This is a genomic window from Archangium violaceum Cb vi76, from assembly GCF_000733295.1.
Lineage (GTDB): Bacteria > Myxococcota > Myxococcia > Myxococcales > Myxococcaceae > Archangium > Archangium violaceum.
Genome location: NZ_JPMI01000125.1, coordinates 1 through 18,313 on the forward strand (window position 1 = coordinate 1; position 18,313 = coordinate 18,313).

At 68.8% G+C, this 18,313-nt stretch carries 12 protein-coding genes; 9 read left to right on the top strand and 3 right to left on the bottom strand.

The genetic code is table 11. The features are described from left to right. From Q664_RS18540 to Q664_RS18565, 6 genes are all read left to right on the top strand, one after another. Positions 1-532 (top strand): cytochrome c3 family protein (locus Q664_RS18540; protein WP_043397034.1); only part of this gene is annotated, 532 nt, incomplete at its 5' end. Positions 533-544: 12 nt separating this feature from the next. Then, the gene (locus tag Q664_RS18545) at positions 545-3,526 is read left to right on the top strand and encodes a TAT-variant-translocated molybdopterin oxidoreductase (protein ID WP_043397037.1); all 2,982 of its coding nucleotides are present in this window, start codon (positions 545-547) and stop codon (positions 3,524-3,526) included. Next, positions 3,523-5,013 (top strand): NrfD/PsrC family molybdoenzyme membrane anchor subunit, encoded by a 1,491-nt coding sequence (nrfD, locus tag Q664_RS18550; RefSeq protein ID WP_043397040.1) that lies wholly within the window; start codon positions 3,523-3,525, stop codon positions 5,011-5,013. The genes Q664_RS18545 and nrfD overlap by 4 nt, the downstream gene beginning before the upstream one ends. Beyond that, on the top strand, positions 5,010-5,528 hold the full coding sequence (locus Q664_RS18555; RefSeq protein WP_043397043.1) for a DUF3341 domain-containing protein: 519 nt from the start codon (positions 5,010-5,012) through the stop codon (positions 5,526-5,528). The genes nrfD and Q664_RS18555 overlap by 4 nt, the downstream gene beginning before the upstream one ends. Then, positions 5,525-6,097, top strand: coding sequence for a c-type cytochrome (locus tag Q664_RS18560; protein ID WP_043397048.1), 573 nt, complete (start codon positions 5,525-5,527; stop codon positions 6,095-6,097). The genes Q664_RS18555 and Q664_RS18560 overlap by 4 nt, the downstream gene beginning before the upstream one ends. Beyond that, the gene (locus tag Q664_RS18565; protein WP_043397051.1) at positions 6,094-7,260 is read left to right on the top strand and encodes a hypothetical protein; all 1,167 of its coding nucleotides are present in this window, start codon (positions 6,094-6,096) and stop codon (positions 7,258-7,260) included. Before Q664_RS18560 ends, Q664_RS18565 begins: the two co-directional genes overlap by 4 nt. A gap of 77 nt (positions 7,261-7,337) precedes the next feature. Here Q664_RS18565 and Q664_RS18570 read toward each other — a convergent pair whose 3' ends face one another. Then, on the bottom strand, positions 7,338-8,438 hold the full coding sequence (locus Q664_RS18570; RefSeq protein ID WP_043397054.1) for a sterol desaturase family protein: 1,101 nt from the start codon (positions 8,436-8,438) through the stop codon (positions 7,338-7,340). Positions 8,439-8,530: 92 nt separating this feature from the next. Then, positions 8,531-9,148, bottom strand: a complete 618-nt coding sequence (locus tag Q664_RS18575; RefSeq protein WP_160174439.1) for a TIGR02265 family protein — start codon at positions 9,146-9,148, stop codon at positions 8,531-8,533. 357 nt (positions 9,149-9,505) lie between these two features. Here Q664_RS18575 and Q664_RS54935 point away from each other — a divergent pair, with 357 nt between their 5' ends. After that, a complete protein-coding gene (locus tag Q664_RS54935; RefSeq protein ID WP_235216762.1) occupies positions 9,506-11,995 on the top strand; it encodes an FG-GAP-like repeat-containing protein in 2,490 nt (829 codons plus the stop codon). 168 nt (positions 11,996-12,163) lie between these two features. After that, positions 12,164-15,406, top strand: a complete 3,243-nt coding sequence (locus Q664_RS62185) for a serine/threonine-protein kinase (protein WP_043397057.1) — start codon at positions 12,164-12,166, stop codon at positions 15,404-15,406. A gap of 30 nt (positions 15,407-15,436) precedes the next feature. On the opposite strand, the gene Q664_RS18590 is transcribed toward Q664_RS62185, so the two are convergent. Further along, positions 15,437-17,077, bottom strand: a complete 1,641-nt coding sequence (locus Q664_RS18590) for a serine/threonine protein kinase (RefSeq protein ID WP_043397060.1) — start codon at positions 17,075-17,077, stop codon at positions 15,437-15,439. 420 nt (positions 17,078-17,497) lie between these two features. Between Q664_RS18590 and Q664_RS18595 the strand changes: the two genes are divergently transcribed. Continuing rightward, a complete protein-coding gene (locus tag Q664_RS18595) occupies positions 17,498-18,310 on the top strand; it encodes a phosphatidylinositol-specific phospholipase C domain-containing protein (protein WP_043397063.1) in 813 nt (270 codons plus the stop codon). Positions 18,311-18,313: the final 3 nt, after the last annotated feature.

Genomic DNA, 18,313 nt, shown 5'->3' on the forward strand with positions numbered 1-18,313 from the left:
CTACATGCCCGAGCAGCCCATCGCGTTCTCGCACGCGGTGCACGCGGGCCACTACGAGATCGACTGTCAGTACTGTCACGTGGGCGCGGAGAAGAGCCGGCACGCCGGCATTCCCCACGCCGGGGTGTGCATGAACTGCCACACCCAGGTGAAGACGGACTCGCCGGAGATCCAGAAGCTCACCCAGGCCGTGAAGCGCGACAAACCCATCGAGTGGGTGCGGGTGCACCGGCTACCGGACCATGCGTACTTCAACCACGCCAACCATGTGACCGCCGGGCTGGAGTGCCAGAAGTGTCACGGCCCGGTGCAGGAGATGGTGCGGCTGGAGCAGGCGGAGCCCATGACCATGGGCTGGTGCCTGGACTGCCACCGCCAGACGCAGGAGTCGCAGGCGAAAGCGCCGGTGCCGCCGTTGGCATCCGGTGTGCTGATGGCCTCCGCGTCCGGAGTGCCCACGGCGAAGGCCTCGCTCAACCCCGCGCCTCGCACCCTGAATCCTCCCACCGACTGCTCTGGCTGCCACCGCTGAGGAACGCGCACCATGTCCGAGACGACCCCCAAATACTGGCAGAGCCTGGCCGCGCGAGATGGAGACCCGGCCCTGCTCGAGCGCTCGCGCAACGAGTTCGCCGAGGAGCTGCCCGTGGGCGTGGCGGCTCAGCCCGCGGACCAGAGTTCGCGCCGGGACTTCTTCAAGGTGATGGGCCTGAGTGCCGCGGCGGCCATGGTGGCCTGCCAGCGTGCCCCCGTGCAGAAGGCGGTGCCCTTCCTCACGAAGCCGGACGAGCTCACCCCGGGACTGGCCCTCTGGTACGCGTCCACCTGCGGCGCGTGCAGCGCCCAGTGCGGCGTGCTGCTGAAGACGCGCGATGGCCGCCCCATCAAGGTGGAGGGGAACGCGGAGCACCCGGTGTCGCGCGGTGGCGTGTGCGCCGTGGGCCAGGCGTCCGTGCTGTCCCTCTATGACGCCAACCGCTCGCGCTGGCCGTCCGTGGGGGGCACGAAGGCCACGTGGGCCAGCCTGGACCAGGCCGTCACCGGGGGGCTGCGCGAGGTGGCGGAGGAGGGGAGGGCCATCCGGCTTGTCCTCCCGTGGGTGCTGGGGCCCACCGCCGAGGTCGCCGTGGCGCGCTTCCTCGCCGCGTTCCCCACGGCCCGCACGGTGCGTTACGACGCCACGGGTGAGTTGGAGGCCATCGCCGAGGCGCACCGCCTCACGCACGGTGTGCGTGTGGTGCCGGACTACCGCTTCGACCAGGCGAAGGTCATCGCCAGCTTCGGCGCGGACTTCCTGGGCACCTGGGTGTCGCCGGTGGCCTTCACCCGCCAGTACAGCGCGGCGCGCGACGCGGCCGGCACACGGGAGATGTCGCGGCACTGGCAGCTCGAGCCGCTGATGACGCTGACGGGCGCGAGCGCCGACAAGCGCGTGCCGGTGGCCGCGTCGGACCTGGTGCCCGCGCTGGCGGGGCTGGTGAAGCGGTTGGCCCAGAAGGCCGGCCAGGCCGTGGAGGGTCTCTCGGGTGTGCCCGCGCCCCGGATGGACGCCAACGTGCTGAGCACGCTGGCCGCCGAGCTGTGGGCCGCGAAGGAGAAGGCCCTGGTGGTGTGCGGTGGCGACGAGCCCGCTGCTCAGGTGCTGACCAACCTGGCCAACGAGCTGCTCGGCAATGCCGGCGTCACGGTTTCCGTCTCCGGTGGCCTCGCCCTGGACGCGGGGGCGATGGGCTTTGGCGAGCTGCTCGCCGAGTTGGAGGCGAAGCAGGTGGGCGCCGTGCTCTTCCACGACGTCAACCCGGCCTACACGCACCCTCGGGGCGAGGTGCTGGCGGGGCTGCTGAAGGACGTGGCGGTGACGGTGGCCACGAGCGACCGGCTCGACGAGACGGCCTCGCTGGTGCGCTTCCACGCGCCGGATCACACTCCGTTGGAGTCCTGGGGTGATGCCGAGCCCCGGCGGGGCGTGCTGAGTCTGCGCCAGCCGGTGGTGTCCCCGCTGCACGAGACGCGCGGCATGGTGGAGTCCCTGCTGAAGTGGGCCGGGGTGGCGCAGTCGCACCACGACTTCCTGCGCGCTCGCTGGGAGGCCGAGGTCTTCCCTCGCGCGAACGTGGCCACGGGCTTCCAGGCCTTCTGGGACGAGGCGGTACGACAGGGCGTGGCGGTGGTGCTGCCCCAGCCGGCCACCACCGAGAGCCCCGCGTTCCGCCCCGAGAGCGTGGCGGCGGCGCTGGCGGGCAGGGGGGTGGCGGCGGACGAGGGGCTCGAACTGGTTCTGTATCAAAAGGTGGGCTTGAGGGACGGCGCGCTGGCCAACAACGGCTGGCTGCAGGAGATGCCGGATCCGATCTCCAAGGCCACCTGGGGCAACTACCTCTGTGTGGCGCCCGCCACGGCCGAGAAGCTGGGCATCAGCGACGGCCAGGTGGTGCGGGTGAGCACGGGAGGGAAGACGCTCGCGGTGCCGGCGCTGGTGCAGCCGGGCACGCACCCGCGGGCGCTGGGCCTCGCCATGGGTTATGGCCGGACGAAGGTGGGACGTATCGGGAACGCAGTGGGGGAAAACGCCTTCGTCCTGGCCTCTTCTACCAACGGGAAGGTGCGTCGCGCGGCGCTCGGGGTGAAGTTGGAGGTGACGCCCGAGACCCGGCCACTGGCCCTCTCGCAGATCCACGCCTCGATGGAGGGGCGCGGGCTGGTGCGCGAGGCCGAGCTGGCGGAGTTCCTCGCCAACCCGCGCGCGGGCAACGAGGCGGAGGGCGGGCATGGCGGTGGGCACCCGCTCTCCATCTGGTCCGGTCACGAGTACAAGGGCCACAAGTGGGCACTGGCGGTGGATCTGAGCGCGTGCACGGGCTGCTCGGCGTGCGTGGTGTCCTGCCAGGCGGAGAACAACATCCCCATCGTGGGCGAGGACGAGGCGCTGCGGCAGCGCGAGATGCACTGGATGCGCATCGACCGGTACTACGAGGGCGAGCCGGACGCGCCCCGGGTGGTGCACCAACCGATGATGTGCCAGCACTGCGAGAACGCTCCGTGCGAGACGGTGTGCCCGGTGCTCGCCACGGTGCACTCGACGGAGGGCCTCAACCAGCAGGTCTACAACCGCTGCGTGGGCACCCGCTACTGCGCCAACAACTGCCCCACGAAGGTCCGCCGCTTCAACTGGTTCGACTACAAGCACGACGAGCCCCTGGAGCGCCTGGTACTCAACCCGGACGTGGTGGTGCGCACGCGCGGCGTGATGGAGAAGTGCTCGCTGTGCGTGCAGCGCATCCACGAGGGCAAGGCCGAGGCGAAGCGCGAGGGACGGGAGCTGCGTGATGGAGACATCCGCACCGCGTGCCAGCAGAGCTGCCCGGCTCGGGCCATCCACTTCGGCGACATCAACGACCCGGACAGCGACGTGGCGAAGCTGGCGAAGAGCGGGCGCGCCTACCGGCTGCTGGAGGAGATCAACATCGGGTCGGCCGTGACGTACCTCACGAAGATTCGCAACACCGGAAACGGGAGCGCGGAATGAGCAACCAGCACACTTCCACCCTCCGGGTGCCGCTCGTCAGCGAGGAGCGCACCCTCGGCCAGCTCACCGAGGAGATCTGCGCCCCCATGGAGCGCAAGCCCTCCCGCATGTGGTGGGTGGCCTTCGCCCTGGCGGTGGTCACGCTCGCGGTGGGCGTGGGCATGGTCACCTACGAGGTCTCCACCGGTATCGGCGTGTGGGGACTGAACAAGACGATTGGCTGGGCCTTCGACATCACCAACTTCGTGTTCTGGGTGGGTATCGGCCACGCGGGCACGCTCATCTCCGCCATCCTCTTCCTCTTCCGGCAGAAGTGGCGCACGAGCATCAACCGCGCCGCCGAGGCCATGACGCTCTTCGCCGTCATGTGCGCGGCCATCTTCCCGGTCATCCACATGGGCCGGCCGTGGAACGCCTTCTGGGTGCTGCCGTACCCCAATGACCGCGGCTCCTTGTGGGTGAACTTCCGCTCGCCGCTGTTGTGGGACGTGTTCGCCATCAGCACGTACTTCACCATCTCGGCGGTGTTCTGGTACTTCGGCCTCATCCCGGACCTGGCCACGGTGAGGGACCGGGTGAAGGGCGGGCTGAAGAAAGCCGTCTTCAAGGTGCTGTCGTTCGGGTGGACTGGCTCGTCGCGCACCTGGCACCGCTACGAGACGGTGTACCTGCTGCTGGCGGGCCTCGCGACGCCGCTGGTGCTCAGCGTGCACACCATCGTGTCGTTCGACTTCGCCACCTCGGTCATCCCCGGCTGGCACACCACCATCTTCCCGCCGTACTTCGTGGCCGGCGCGGTGTTCAGCGGCTTCGCCATGGTGCTGACGCTGATGATCATCACCCGTGTGGTGCTGGGCTTCGAGCACCTCATCACCATTCGCCACCTGGAGAACATGACGAAGGTGATCATCGTCACGGGTGGCATCGTGTCGCTGGCCTACGGGACGGAGTTCTTCATCGCCTGGTACTCGGGCAACCCGTACGAGAAGTTCACGTTCATGAACCGCGCCTTCGGGCCGTACGCGTGGGCGTACTGGACGATGGTGACGTGCAACGTGGTGTCGCCGCACCTGTTCTGGTTCAAGAAGGTGCGCACGTCGCCCGCGGCCATCTTCGTGCTGTCGCTGGTCATCAACGTGGGCATGTGGTTCGAGCGCTTCGTCATCATCGTGACGTCGCTGCACCGGGACTTCCTGCCCTCGAGTTGGTCCATGTACACGCCCACGGTGGTCGAGGTGGGCACCTTCGTGGGCACCTTCGGCCTCTTCTTCACGCTGTTCCTGCTGTTCACCCGGGTGCTGCCCATCATCTCCATTGGCGAGGTGAAGAGCGTGGCGGCCTTCGCCCGGGGCTCGCACGCCCCAGGACACGCCTCCCACCCGGCCCACGGCTCCGAGACTCCGCACGAGCACCCGGCCGAGGCACCGGAGCCCCTGCCCACCCCGGCCCTGGCGGCCGCGGTGGTGCGAAAGGACATGCCGGTATGAGCCCCTCCCAGTCCGTCCTGCTCAGCTACTTCGACAGCGAGGAGCACGTCCTCGACGCCACCCGGGCCGTCCGTGAGGCCGGGTACGCGGTGCATGATGTCTACACGCCCTACGCCATCCACGGCATGGACGAGGCCATGGGGCTGAAGCCCTCGCGCCTCACCTGGGTGTGCTTCGGGGCGGGGGTGCTGGGCGCCACGTCCGCGCTGTCGCTCCAGTACTACACGTCGGTGGTGAGCTGGCCGCTCAACGTGGGCGGGAAGCCTTTCAACTCGTTCCCGGCGTTCATCCCCGTGGCGTTCGAGCTCACCGTGCTGTTCGCGGGCCTCTTCACCGTGGCGGCCTTCCTGCTGCGCTCGAAGTCCTTTCCTGGAAGCAAGCGCGAGGCACTGCCCCGGGTGACGGATGACCGTTTCGTGCTGGCACTGCGCGCGGATGAGTCGGACGCGAAGGTGAAGGCCCTCCTCGCGCGCCACGGTGCGCTGGAGGTGGAGCAGATGGAGGTGGCGTCGTGAAGCGGTTCCTCATTGGTACGAGCGTGCTCGCCGCGGCCCTGCAGATGGGGTGCGAGCGGGACGTCTCCCAGCCCAACCTCGAGTACGCGCCGGACATGTACGGCTCCGTGCCGTACGACAGCTACGCGCCCAACCCCAACACGCGCGATGGCAAGACGTTGATGGCGCCCGCGCCGGGCAGCATTCCCCGGGGTTATTCGCCGCTGCGCTACGGCCCGGGCCCCGAGGAGGCCACCCGTGCCGCCACGGACCTGAAGAATCCCTTCGAGGCCTCGGAGCCGGTGCTGGAGCGCGGCAAGGTGGCCTTCAACCGCTACTGCTCGCACTGCCACGGCTCGGGCGGGCTCGGGGACGGGCTGGTGGCCGCGCGCTTCCCCCGGCCTCCGTCGCTGCTGGCAGACCACGCCCAGGGCCTCGCCGATGGGCAGCTCTTCCACATCATCACCCAGGGGCAGGGGCTGATGCCGGCCCATGGCTCCCAGGTGGCCCCGGAGGATCGCTGGAAGATCGTCCATTACCTGCGCTCGTTGCAGTCGCCGGCGCGGACCGCTCGGAAGGACACGCCATGAGCTCCTCGGGAATCGTCGTCGGCCCCAACGTCCGCCGGATTTGCATGGCAGTGGCGGCACTCGGCCTGTCCGCATTGGGCGCGGGCCTGGCCCTCTCGCCCACCCGTGGCTTCTCCAGCCTGCTGATCAACGGCTTCTTCTTCCTCACGCTCGCGCTGGGCGGTGCGGTGTTCCTCGCGCTCAACTCCGTGGCCAACGCGGGCTGGTACACCGTCTTCAAGCGCATCCCCGAGGCCTTCGCCTCCTACGTACCCGTGGGCGCGGCGAGCCTGCTGGTGGTGCTCGCGGGGCTGCCCTCGCTGTACCTGTGGGCCCGCCCTGGGGTGATGGAGACGGACCACCTGCTGCACCAGAAGGCCGCCTTCCTCAACGCGCCGGGCTTCGCCCTCCGCATGGCCGTGATGCTGGCCATCTGGGCCTTCTTCACCTGGCGGTTGCGGCGCAACTCGCTGGCCCAGGACTCCGATGCCTCACCCCATCCCACCCAGCGGAACGTGGCCACCTCGGCGGTGTTCCTGGTGCTGTTCTCCATCACCTTCTGCCTGGCCAGCTTCGACTGGCTGATGAGCCTGGAGCCGCACTGGTTCAGCACCATCTACGGGCTCTACAACATCGCTGGCATGCTGGCGTCGAGCGTCGCGGCGATCACCCTGGCCGTGGTCCTGATGAAGGGCTCGGGGCGGATGAAGGAGATCAACACCAGCCACCTGCATGACCTGGGCAAGCTGATGTTCGGCTTCGCCACGCTGTGGGCCTACCTCTGGTTCTCGCAATTCCTGCTCATCTGGTACTCGAACATTCCGGAGGAGACCGTCTACTTCATCCACCGGATGCACGGGGGCTGGGCGCCACTGTTCTACTTGAACCTGGCGCTCAACTGGGCGGTGCCCTTCGTGTTGTTGTTGCCGAAGCCGGCCAAGCGCAACCCGTTCCATCTGTGCGTCGTCGCCGGCATCATGCTGGCGGGGCGGTGGTTGGATCTGCACCTGATGATCTCCCCCGCCAACATGCCCGAGTACACCGGCGTCGGCGTATGGGACGCGGCGGGTCTGTTGGGGCTCGGGGCGTTGTTCGTGCTGACGGTGACGCGGACGATGGGCTCGGTGCCGCTCATCGCGCGCCATGACCCATACCTCGTGGAGAGTCTGCACCATCACACGTAGGCCCTCTCTTCCTGTGCGAGAGGGAGTGCGTATGGGCCGAGGTCACCGCTCCTCCGGTGGCCTCGGCCGTTGTCTTCTCAGAGCACGGCCACCACGAGCGGGGCCGCCGCGAGCCGCACCGCCTCGACCATGGGGCCCCAGCGCTTGCCCTCCAGCACTCCGCCCAACCCTCCCAGTGACACGAGGAACCAGGCCGCGAACGCGAGCCGCTCCGGCTGGGACAGTGAACGGCTCCGGACGAGGAACAGCACCGTGACGGCCAGCGTCAGCACGCCCACCACGCCCACGTAGAGTGCCACCCGGCGCGAGGTGCTCACCTCGAATCGGGCCCGGTCCACCACGGTCTCCGTGGCCGGAACCTCTGCTCCCGGTGGAGACCACTCGGGCGGCATGAACCACACCTTGAGCTTGTCCAGCGCGCGAGGGGCCTTCCTGGCGCGGGCCACGAGCTCACCGAGGGGAGCCAGCGCGGCCACCAGCGGGTTGAACGTGCGGACCGGTTTCACCGTGCCGTAGGTGGTCCGCTCCTCCTCTGCCTCGAAGGTGCCGAACAACCGGTCCCAGATGATGAGGATGCCGCCATGGTTCTTGTCCAGGTAGCGGCCGTTGCAGGCATGGTGTACGCGGTGATGGGAGGGCGTGACGAGCACCCACTCGAGCGGCCCGAGCCTGCCGATCAACTCGGTGTGCACCCAGAACTGGTAGAGCGTGTTGAGCGCCGCCGCCGTGGCGAACATGGCCGGGGGAAAGCCGATCCACGCGAGCGGCAGGTAGAAGAAGCGCGAGACGAGTGGCTGGAACGGCCCCTGTCGCAGGGCCACGGCCAGGTTGTAGTCCTCGCTCTGGTGGTGCGGCGCGTGGGCCGCCCAGGCCAGGTTCATCCGGTGCGAGGCGCGGTGGAACCAGTAGTAGGCCAGGTCGACGCCGAGCATCAGCGCCACCCACGCCAGCGCCGAGGACGCGGAGATGTCGAGGAGCCGGTGCTGGTAGACGGACAGGTAGGCGCCCGCCAACAGGCCCACCGCCACCGTGGTGAAGACCGTCTGCGCGGCTCCCAGCGAGAGGTTCGCGAACACATCCGGCCCTCGGAACACGCGCCGGCCCTGGATGCGTCCGCACAGCCACTCGACTCCCATCAACAGGAAGAAGAGGGGGATGGACAGGGTGATGAGATTCATGGCGAGCGCTCCTCGGGGCGAGTCTCGCACGACTCGCCCGGGAGCGCTCCAGCCGCCACCGCCCGGACTGCTTCAGCGGGTACCGCCGGGACTCAGTCCCAGGTGAAGGTGATCTCGCTGTCGACCCGCCCCGTCTGCCGGCTCCTCACTCCCACGATCGTCGCGCCTCCGAGCTCGAGCAGCATCTCCACCATGCCCGCGTAGTACGCATGCGGCATGAACTCGCGCTTGAAGATGACGCGGCCCTGCTTCGGGCCGATCCACTCGATCACCTGCGTCCCGAAGTTCACGGACGCCTTGCGCGCCGAGGGCAGGCTCTCCACCAGCCGCTTCGGGTCCTTCCCCGACAGCGTCAGCAACATCCTCCCAGCCGTGGTCCCCAGGAAGTCCATGACCGCGTCGCGGCCGAGCTTCCTCATCGCATGCTCGTGGCTCGCGCACCGCGCGAGCAGAGTGGGCATCGCGATGGACAGGAACTGCAGTTGCAGCGTGGCGGGGTAGTTGAAGGCATCCACGAGCTGCTCGTGCCCGCTGGCCTCCAGGCACTGCTTCGCCACGGCGTCTCCAGCCAGCGCGCGGATCGACTTCAGCATGCCATTCAGGAACATCCCGCGAGCGGTGTCCTGCGGGGTGCAGTGAGACATCCGCATTCCGCAATCGTGCTGCCAGTCGAACGGAGCCTGGTTCCACGAAACTTGCGCGCTCTCCATGTGTCCCTCCAGAGGATGGGCGATAACGGCGCACATGCGGTTTCCCGGTATGCCCTGGGTCCCCCCACCGTGCCCATCACGTCTTCATTTCTAGAGGGCACCCGCGCGTGGGGCTGTGAATCGGCTCACAGGTTTCGCGAAATCTTCGTGCGGGCGGGGCCGTGCGCGTGTGTGGGTGTCCAGGCCCGCGGTGATTTTGCTGAACGAATGGAGTCCACACACACAAAGACATTCATCGGTCACGATCGTGTTTGAATATTTTGGCGTGGAAAGAGAGGCGTCGTTTCTTCCATGCTTGCACCGGCCGTTCTGCGTGTGGAGCGCAGCCCCCCGGCCGATCGAGAGAGAGGGACGTGCATGAAGATGAGGACTCGAGGCTGGACGTGGAGATCCGCTGGCGCCCGGCGCGCGCTGACGGGCTCGGCGATACTGGCGCTGGCGGCGTGCAGTGGTGTTCGCGACGAACAACAGTCAGGACAGGCACCCACGGGCCAGCAGCTCGCCCAGGCGACACCGCCCGCGTCCCCGCCATCTTCCACTGTCAGCACCACCCCCAGCACCCCCACGCCGACCAGCACCTCCAGCAGCACCCCGACCCCCAGCGCCGCCAGCCTCGCGGCGGCGCTGCAGTTCGAGTGGACGGGCAGTGAGGTGCTTCCGGAGTACAAGCAGGTGATGATGACGCCCGTGGTGGTGGACGTGAACGGGGATCGCATCCCGGACATCGTCTTCAGCACCTTCGACGGTGACTACTACAACGAGACCAACAACAACGGCGGCAACGGCAACACCAATGGCGTGCTCCGGGCCATCAGCGGCAAGGATGGGCGCGAGCTGTGGACCGTGGTGGATCCGTATGCCCGGGTGAAGCCGGCCGCGAGCATCGCCGCCGGTGACATCGATGCCGATGGCAAGGTGGAGATCTGCGGCATCCCCGAGAACGGCCGCGGCATCATCTGCTTCGAGCACGATGGCTCCTTCAAGTTCCGCTCGGCCGAGGACGCGTACGACTACAACGAGTGGGGTGGCCCCTCGCTCGCGGACCTGGACGGCGACGGCACCGTGGAGATCCTCGACGGCAACCGCGTCTACAGCCACACCGGCGCCCTGAAGTGGGTGGGCGCGGATGGCATGGGCGGCGCGCAGTACACCGGCCCCGTCTCCTTCGCGGCGGACATCGACCAGGATGGCTCCCAGGAGGTGATCAACGGCCGCGCCGTCTACCGCGCCGATGGCAGCCTCAAGTGCGCCAACACGGAGATTCCCCAGGGCTTCGCCGGCGTGGCCAACTTCGACGAGGATCCGGCGGCGGAGATCGCCGTGGCGGGCTACGGCACGGTGAGCCTGCTCGACGACGACTGCACGCTGCTGTGGACCCGCTCGGTCCACTACACCGACCCGGGGCATCCCTTCCCCACGCAGCCCGGCCACGGTGGCCCGCCCAACATCGCGGACTTCGATGGCGATGGCCAGGTGGAGATCGGCCTCGCGGGTGACTGGAACTACACCGTCTACGGGGCCGATGGCTCCGTGAAGTGGACCCACACCATCCAGGAGTACAGCTCCGGCAAGACGACCTCCACCACCTTCGACTTCGAGGCGGATGGCAGGACCGAGGTCATCTACGCCGACGAGCTCTACCTGCGTGTCTTCGACGGCGCCACCGGCGCGGTGCGCTGGCAGACCCGTCACAGCTCCGGCACCACGCACGAGCTGCCCCTCGTGGTGGATGTGGACGCCGACGGCAGCGCGGAGATCATCGTGGTGGAGAACAACCACGCGGCCCCGGGCTTCAATGGCATCCGCGTGTACGGTGACAATGCCTGGGTGGGCACGCGCGGCATCTGGAACCAGCACGCCTACTCCATCACCAACGTCAACGACGACGGCACCATCCCGGCGCACCCGGTGGCCAACTGGCTCACCCCGGGCCTCAACACCTTCCGCTCCAACGCTCCGGGCGTCGCCGGCGTCTGCCGCGTGACGGGCTCCTGGGAGAAGACCGGCAGCCTGGCGCTGGGCCGCATCCTGCACACCGCCGAGATCCTCGAGGACGGCCGCGTGCTGGTGGCGGGTGGCTTCAATACCACCTCGGAGCTGTATGACGCGGCCACGGGCACCTGGGCGCGCACGGGCGACACGCTGGCCACGCACATCTACCACTCGATGACGCGGCTGGCGGACGGGCGCGTGCTCATCGCCGGTGGAGGGACGTGCCCCGTCACGCTCGCCACCGCCGAGGTGTATTACCCGGCCCTGGGCCGCTGGAAGGCCACGGGCAGCCTGGTCGTCTTCCGCACCCACCACACGGCCACGCTGCTCCCCAGTGGCAAGGTGCTGATCACCGGTGGCGAGGACACCTCCGGCGCCGCGCTGAGCTCGGTGGAGCTGTATGACCCGGCGACCGGCACCTTCTCGCTCGCCGGCAACATGGGCACGGCCCGCCGCGATCACACGGCCACGATGCTCCCCAACGGCAAGGTGCTGGTGGTGGGCGGTGGCAGCTGGGACATCGCCAGCAGCACCTCGGCCGAGCTGTATGACCCGGCCAAGGGCACCTGGTCGGCCACCGGCAGCATGAGCACGCCGCGCCGCTTCCACTCGGCCACGCTGCTCCCCAATGGCAAGGTGCTGGCCATCGCCGGCTACCACCAGGCCACCGGCATCCAGAAGGTCGCCGAGGTGTACAACCCGGCCACCGGCACCTGGTGCCCCGCGGGCAGCCTCGAGGTGGACCGCTACCGCCACACGGCCACGCTGCTCGGTGATGGCCGCGTGCTGGCGACGGCGGGCGTGAGCAACACCGACCAGGCCTCCGTCGAGGTGTTCAGCGTCGGCGGCAAGTAGTCGCGCTCCCAGGTCGTACGCGGGGCCCCGGTCCGGTGGAACGTCCACCGTGCCCGGGGCCTCGTTCCTTTCCAGAGGGGGGAGGGGCTCGCGGGCGGGTGACCGTCACGGGCTCGGCATCACATGCTAGTGTGCCGCCGTCCGCTGTGACGGGAGTATTGCCCAGCCATGGATCGGAAGTCCCTCAAGGCGCCTCAGAGCACGGCAACCCTGATGCGTGGCGGTGCGGCGGCGGAGCCCACCCTCTCGGGACCGATTCCCGTTCCCGCCCCGCCCCGGCAGACGTTCTCCGTGGGGACGGAGGTGGCCGGGCGCTACCGGGTGGAGCGCTTCCTCTCCCGGGGCGGCATGGGCGAGGTGTACGCGGCGGAGGATCTCTCGCTGCACGAGCCCGTGGCGCTCAAGACGATCCGTCCGGAGCTGGCCGCCACGCCCGAGGCGCTCCTGCGCTTCAAGCGCGAGCTGCGGCTGGCACGCCGGGTGACGCATCCCAACGTCTGCCGTGTCTTCGACATCGGCGAGCACGAGGTCGTCCCGAAGGAGGGAGGCACTCCGTACCGGATCGTCTTCCTCACCATGGAGCTGCTCGCGGGGCGCACGTTGCATGAGCAACTCGTTCGCCATGGCAGGATGCCGCCGGAGCAGGTGCTGCGGCTGGCCGAGCAGATGGCGGGGGCGCTCGATGCGGCGCATGCCGCGCAGATCATCCACCGCGACTTCAAACCGGGCAACGTGATGCTGGTGACCGCGCCGCCGGCGGCGGGAGGCCCGCGGGCGGTGGTGACCGACTTCGGCCTCGCCCGGGGCGAGCTGCTCGAGGGGGATGGCTCCACCTCGCGCGATGGCCACATCGTCGGCAGTCCCTCGTACATGTCTCCAGAGCAGGTGGAGGGCCTGCCGCTGTCGCCGGCCTCGGACATCTACTCCTTCGGGCTGGTGCTCTTCGAGATGGTGACGGGCCGGAGGCCCTTCGTGGCGGAGACGCCCACGGCCACTTCGTTGCTGCGGTTGCGTCAGGCGCCTCCTTCTCCACTCGAGTTCGTGCCGGAGCTGGATTCGTCCTGGGCGGAGGTGCTCCTGCGGTGCCTGGAGCGCCAGCCGGAGAAGCGTTTCGCCACCGCGTCCGAGGCCATCGCCGCGTTGCGGAGCGGCGAGCCCACCCCGGCCCTCGTGAAGCTCACCCCGTCCAGGATGCGGAGCCCCACGAAGCCTTCCCCGGCACCGGCACCGGCGCCGACGTCGGGCAGCATGGGCAGCCAGCCGGTGGCCCGGCGGGTGGTGGCGGTGCTCGCCCCCCGCAACCTCGTGGCCAGGGCCGAGCTGTCCTGGCTGTCCACCGCCCTGGCGGAGCTGCTCTCCGCGGAGCTGGCCATGGGGGAACAGCTCCGCCTGCTCCCCGGAGAGGGCGTGGTGCAGATGCGCAGGGACCTCCTCCTGCCGGACGAGGAGGGCTTCGCGGCGGCCACGCTGCAGCGCATTCGCGCGCACTCGGGAGTGGACCTGGTGCTCACCGGGGCGTACCTCGTGCAGGGGCGCGAGGAGGCCGCGCGGCTGCGGCTCAACCTGCGCCTGCAGGAGGCCACCACGGGCGAGACGCTGGCCCACCTGACGGAGATGGGCGCGGAGGAGCAACTGCTGGAGCTCGTCTCTCGCGTGGGCGCCGCCCTGCGCAAGCGCCTGGGGCTGGCGCCGCTGACCACCGAGCAGGCCCACGGCGTGCGCAGCGCGATGCCAGCGGAGCCCGAGGTGGCACGGCTCTACGCCGAGGGACTCGCGGCCCTGCGCGGCCATGACGCGGCCACCGCCGTGGAGCACTTCGAGCGCGTGGTGAAGCACGAGCCCTCCTTCGCCCCCGCTCACTCGGCGCTGGCCGCGGCCCTCCAGTACCTCTACCAGGAGGAGGCGGCGAAGGCGGCCGCGCGCCGGGCCTTCGAGCTGTCCTCGAGCCTCTCGCGCGAGGAGCGCCTCCTGGTCTCGGCCCGCCATCACGAGGCCCAGGCCGAGTGGCCCCAGGCCATCGAGGCGTACCGGACGCTCTTCGAGTTCTTCCCGGACAACGTGGAGTACGGCACCGCGCTGGTGTTCGCGCAGGTGTCCGCGGGGCAGAACCGGGAGGCCCAGTCTACCCTGGAGGCGTTGCGCCGGCTCCCGCCTCCGCTGGGCGAGGACGCGCGCATCGAGCTGGCCGCGGCGGTGGCCACGAGCGCGACCGCGGACTTCATCGCCTCCAGGAAGCATGCCGAGGCGGCGGTCTCCCGCTCGCAGGGGGCCAGCCAGGGCCAGCTCGCCGCCTCCGCGCTCATCATGGAAGCCTATGCGGCTCGCAACCTCGGCGAGCCCCTGCGCGCCGTCGAGCTGCTGGAGGAGTCGGAGCGGCTGTTCCTGGCGGGAGGGGACCGGGGCGGCGCGGCGCGCTCGATGCTCGTGCACGCCATGGCGCTCATCGACACGGGCCGGCTGCTGGAGGCCGAGCGCGTGTTCGTCTCCGCCATCGAGGCGGCCCGGGAGATCAAGGGCGCCTCGCTGGAGGCCGAGGCCCTCCTGTGCGCCGGTGGGTTGAGCTGCCGGCTGGGTCACCTCTCCGAGGGCCTGAAGCGTGCCAGCCGGGCCGTGGAGCTCTTCCGGCAGCGCGGTCGGCTGTCCGACATGAATTCCAGCACCATCCTGAAGGGCATGGTGCGGCGGCTCATGGGTGGGCTGGACGAGGGCAAGCGCCTGCTCGAGGAGGGGAGTCATGCGGCCCACGTGTTCTTCGAGGATGGTTACGCCGAGGCCTGGGCCCGCTACGAGCTGGGTTGTCTGCTGATGGATCTGGGAGAGCTGGCGCCGTCACGGCAGCAACTGGAGCGCGCGCTGGCGTTGCGGCGGGCGCGGGGCCTGGGCGCCTTCGTGGCGGAAACCGAGCTGGGCCTGGCGTGCCTGTCCCTGGAAGAGGGGCGGCCCCAGGAGGCGCTCGCGGTGGCGGAGTCTGCCCTGGCCGCCTATGCGGCGCTGAAGAGCGTGGATGGGGAAGGCCTCGCGAACGCGGTGAAGGCGCGGGCGCTGATGGCCCTGGGGAAGATGGCGGCGGCGCGTGAGGCGCTGGAGCGTGCCCGGTCCCTCGCGGGAGGCAGCGAGGATGTGTTCATCGCGGCGGAGGTGCGGCTCACTGGCGCGGCCCTGGTGCGGCGGGATGGCGGGTCCTCGGAGCGGGAAGAGGCGGCGCGGCAGCTCCAGGTGCTCGCGACGCGGGCGGCTCGCGACGGCATGAAGCGCGTGGCGCTCGAGGCGCGGCTCCTCCGGCTGGAGCTCCACGGCGAGGCGAAGGCCGCCGCGGCGCGCAAGGAGTTGCTGTCCCTCCAGAAGGAAGCGAACCGGCTTGGCTATCGCGGCCTGCGCCAGCGGGCCAATGCCTTGCTCGGAGAGAAATAGACCGGGACGCCGGGCCGCCCGGCCTGGAGGTCATTGGTCGGGCGAGGCTCCTCCCAGCAGCCCGGTCTCGAGGAAGACGGGCTTCAGCTGGAGGCCATGCTCCTGATCGAGAACGAGCTGGTTCTCCCAGGGTTTCCAATCCACATCGGTATCGGGCATCCGTCCGACGACCATGCCAGCCAGGGCATTGTCCTCCACGGTGACGTTGTCTCTCAGGGAGGAGATCCTCACCGGAACCTGCGCGTGATAGCCCGTCAGCCAGTGGGAGAGACAGCGCCCCGGCTCGAGGACCAGTGCCTCGGACCAATTCCTCTCATCGTCCATGTACTGATACGACAACAGGGTACCCGTCTTATTGCAGGCCCTGACGACCCGGGAGACGGGCAGGTTGTTGCGGACGGCGGTGTCCAGCAGGGTCATCTCCAGGAACTTCAGTGCCTGATGCTGGAACTTCTGGAGCTCGTCCTTGAGCTGCTCGTTCTGTTGAAGCTGCTGCAGGGCTCCCTGATTCTTCGCCTGGAGATCCCGTGCTTGCGCCTCGGAGCTCCTGGCCTGGCTCCTCGCGATGTCCAGCTCCTGTTTGAGACGCCGGGCGTTCTGTTGCTCCGTCTGGTAGCTCACCTGGAGTCGCGCCTTGTCCTCGCTCGAGAGGCGCAGGTTCCGCAGCGTGGAAGCGAGACCCGCGAGCAGCAAAAGCGACAGGACGCCCAGCAGGAGCAGCCCCGCCATGAGCCCTCGGCCGCGAGAGGCTGGCGCCGGCACCGGCGCGGAGGCGGGAACCGGAGCGGGGGCTGGCACCGGTACTTCCAGGGCCTGTTCGAGGGCCGCCCGGAAGGCAGCGCAGTCCTGGAATCTCCCGGACGGATCCACCGTCATGGCCTTGCGGATGCACTGACAGAGGCTCTCGGGCAGCTCGGGCACCACCTGCTCGGGCGGGGTGAAGTTGCCCTCGGTGATGCGCTTCATCATCTCGAAGTCGCTGGCGGCATCGAACGCCACCCGCCCGGTGGCCGCCTCGTAGAGGATGGCGCCCAGGGCGAAGATGTCCGTGCGCGCATCCACGTCGGACGCCCCGCCGATCTGCTCCGGACTCATGTACGGCCGCGTCCCCAGGAGCACTCCGGTCCGGGTGCGGTACTTCTCGCCCGGCTCGTCCTGCGTCACCTTGGCGATGCCGAAGTCCGTCACCTTGGGATGCATCCGCCCCTGGTGCCCCTGCGCCAGCAGGATGTTGCTGGGCGTCAGGTCGCGGTGCACCACCCGGTGGCCATGAGCCTCCTGCATCGCGTCCAGCACCGGCAGGAAGATCTGCCGCAGGGTGGGCAGGCCGACCCTTCCACCCGGGCTCTGGCCGAGCAGCTCCTCCAGCGTGCCGCCTTCCACGTACTCCATCACCAGGCCCGGTACCGGGCTGATGACGATGTCCGTCACCTGGGCGATGTGCGGATGGCGCAGGAGGGCCTGGATGCGGCCCTCGGTGGTGAAGCGGTGGCGCGCGTCGGCGCTGTGGAAGATGCGGGGATCCGGCACCTTGAGCGCGTGCAGGCTGTGCAGCCCCAGGTGGCGCACCAGGTAGATGGTGGCCATGCCGCCCGCGGCGAGCTTGCGCACCACCTCGTAACGGTTGTCCAGGAGCCCCCCTGGTTCGAGCAGGCTCGTGTCTTCGCCCATGTGCGGGACCCTCTGGGCCGCCGAGTCTACATGAAGGGCGCGTTTCTCCATCGGCTGCCCGTCATGTGCTCGACAAGGGGACAGCTCGCCTGCCCGGGGGACGGGTGGGCGCGGGCACCGGCCCCCCGGGGCTGTTCCGGCCGCGCGAGGGGGCTGACCTCGGGCTCCGGGAAATCGCCAGTGGACTGGGGCTGCTGCTCCAGCCGCGTTGGCCCTCACGAAGACTCGCCCGCGCGTTGGCCGCGGCTCGAGTGTCCCCGACAGGATTCGAACCCGTGGAGGCGCGCGGCCCTGAATCCGCGACCGTGAGCGGATCCGGGCACTCCGAGTCGCGAGTAACGCAGGGGAATCGCTTGTTCGCCCTTCCCTCATGGCGCATGATTGGCCTCGGAGGCGCACGCGATGGCTGGAAATAATTGGATGGGGCTCCTCGAGGGTATCAAGAGACGTAGACCGATCACCCGCCTGGTCATTCCCGGCACCCATGATTCGGGGGCATACCAGTACTCATACACCCCCATGGTGCGGGCCCAGAGCCTCTCCATCCGCCAGCAGCTGGATGCGGGAGTGAGGGCCCTGGACCTGCGGGTGGGCGTGGCCTACTTCTCCAACACCTATTGGCTCTACCATGGGCCCGTGAATCTCGACGTTTCCGTCGAGTCGGCAATCGATGACGTCGTCGATTTCCTGACGGACAATCCGACTGAAACCGTCATCATCATGCTCAAGCAGGAGACTGGCAATAACGACATCAGCGCCGCGATCAATGACATCGTCAACAACGCTGTCGGCGCGAAGCTCTTGAAGAAGGACGACCGGCGCTTGCGTTGGCCCTCTCAGGAGGAGTGTGCCGGGAGAGTGCTGGTCTTCAGCCGTCTGCGGACCCCCCACGCGGATCACTTCGACACGAGGGGGTGGAATGCGGATTCGGCGGACATGACCGTCAACGTGGGAGGCTCCCTCCGGTTGCGCATCCAGGACCTCTATGGGAGCCCGCAGGTGAGCGACAAGAGAGCCGCCATTCGCGGCTCGCTTCAAAACGCGGAGGAGAGCGAGGACCCAACGTCCTTGTTCCTGAATTTCACGAGCTTCGTCTGGAAACCCTATGAGCCATTGAAGACGGGTCCTGATACGAACGACTACATCAGGATGGCCCATCTCACAGGAAAGGGCGTCGTCTGCGTGGACGCAGCGGAGGCCAACATCCTCGATTACCTCATTGGCTTGAATTAGACC

Bases quoted from the DNA above. Each gene is read 5' to 3' on its own strand.
- Q664_RS18545 (WP_043397037.1), top strand. From the start codon at position 545: ATGTCCGAGACGACCCCCAAATACTGGCAGAGCCTGGCCGCGCGAGAT.
- nrfD (WP_043397040.1), top strand. From the start codon at position 3,523: ATGAGCAACCAGCACACTTCCACCCTCCGGGTGCCGCTCGTCAGCGAG.
- Q664_RS18555 (WP_043397043.1), top strand. From the start codon at position 5,010: ATGAGCCCCTCCCAGTCCGTCCTGCTCAGCTACTTCGACAGCGAGGAG.
- Q664_RS18565 (WP_043397051.1), top strand. From the start codon at position 6,094: ATGAGCTCCTCGGGAATCGTCGTCGGCCCCAACGTCCGCCGGATTTGC.
- Q664_RS18570 (WP_043397054.1), bottom strand. From the start codon at position 8,438: ATGAATCTCATCACCCTGTCCATCCCCCTCTTCTTCCTGTTGATGGGA.
- Q664_RS18575 (WP_160174439.1), bottom strand. From the start codon at position 9,148: ATGGAGAGCGCGCAAGTTTCGTGGAACCAGGCTCCGTTCGACTGGCAG.
- Q664_RS54935 (WP_235216762.1), top strand. From the start codon at position 9,506: ATGAAGATGAGGACTCGAGGCTGGACGTGGAGATCCGCTGGCGCCCGG.
- Q664_RS62185 (WP_043397057.1), top strand. From the start codon at position 12,164: ATGGATCGGAAGTCCCTCAAGGCGCCTCAGAGCACGGCAACCCTGATG.
- Q664_RS18590 (WP_043397060.1), bottom strand. From the start codon at position 17,077: ATGGGCGAAGACACGAGCCTGCTCGAACCAGGGGGGCTCCTGGACAAC.
- Q664_RS18595 (WP_043397063.1), top strand. From the start codon at position 17,498: ATGGGGCTCCTCGAGGGTATCAAGAGACGTAGACCGATCACCCGCCTG.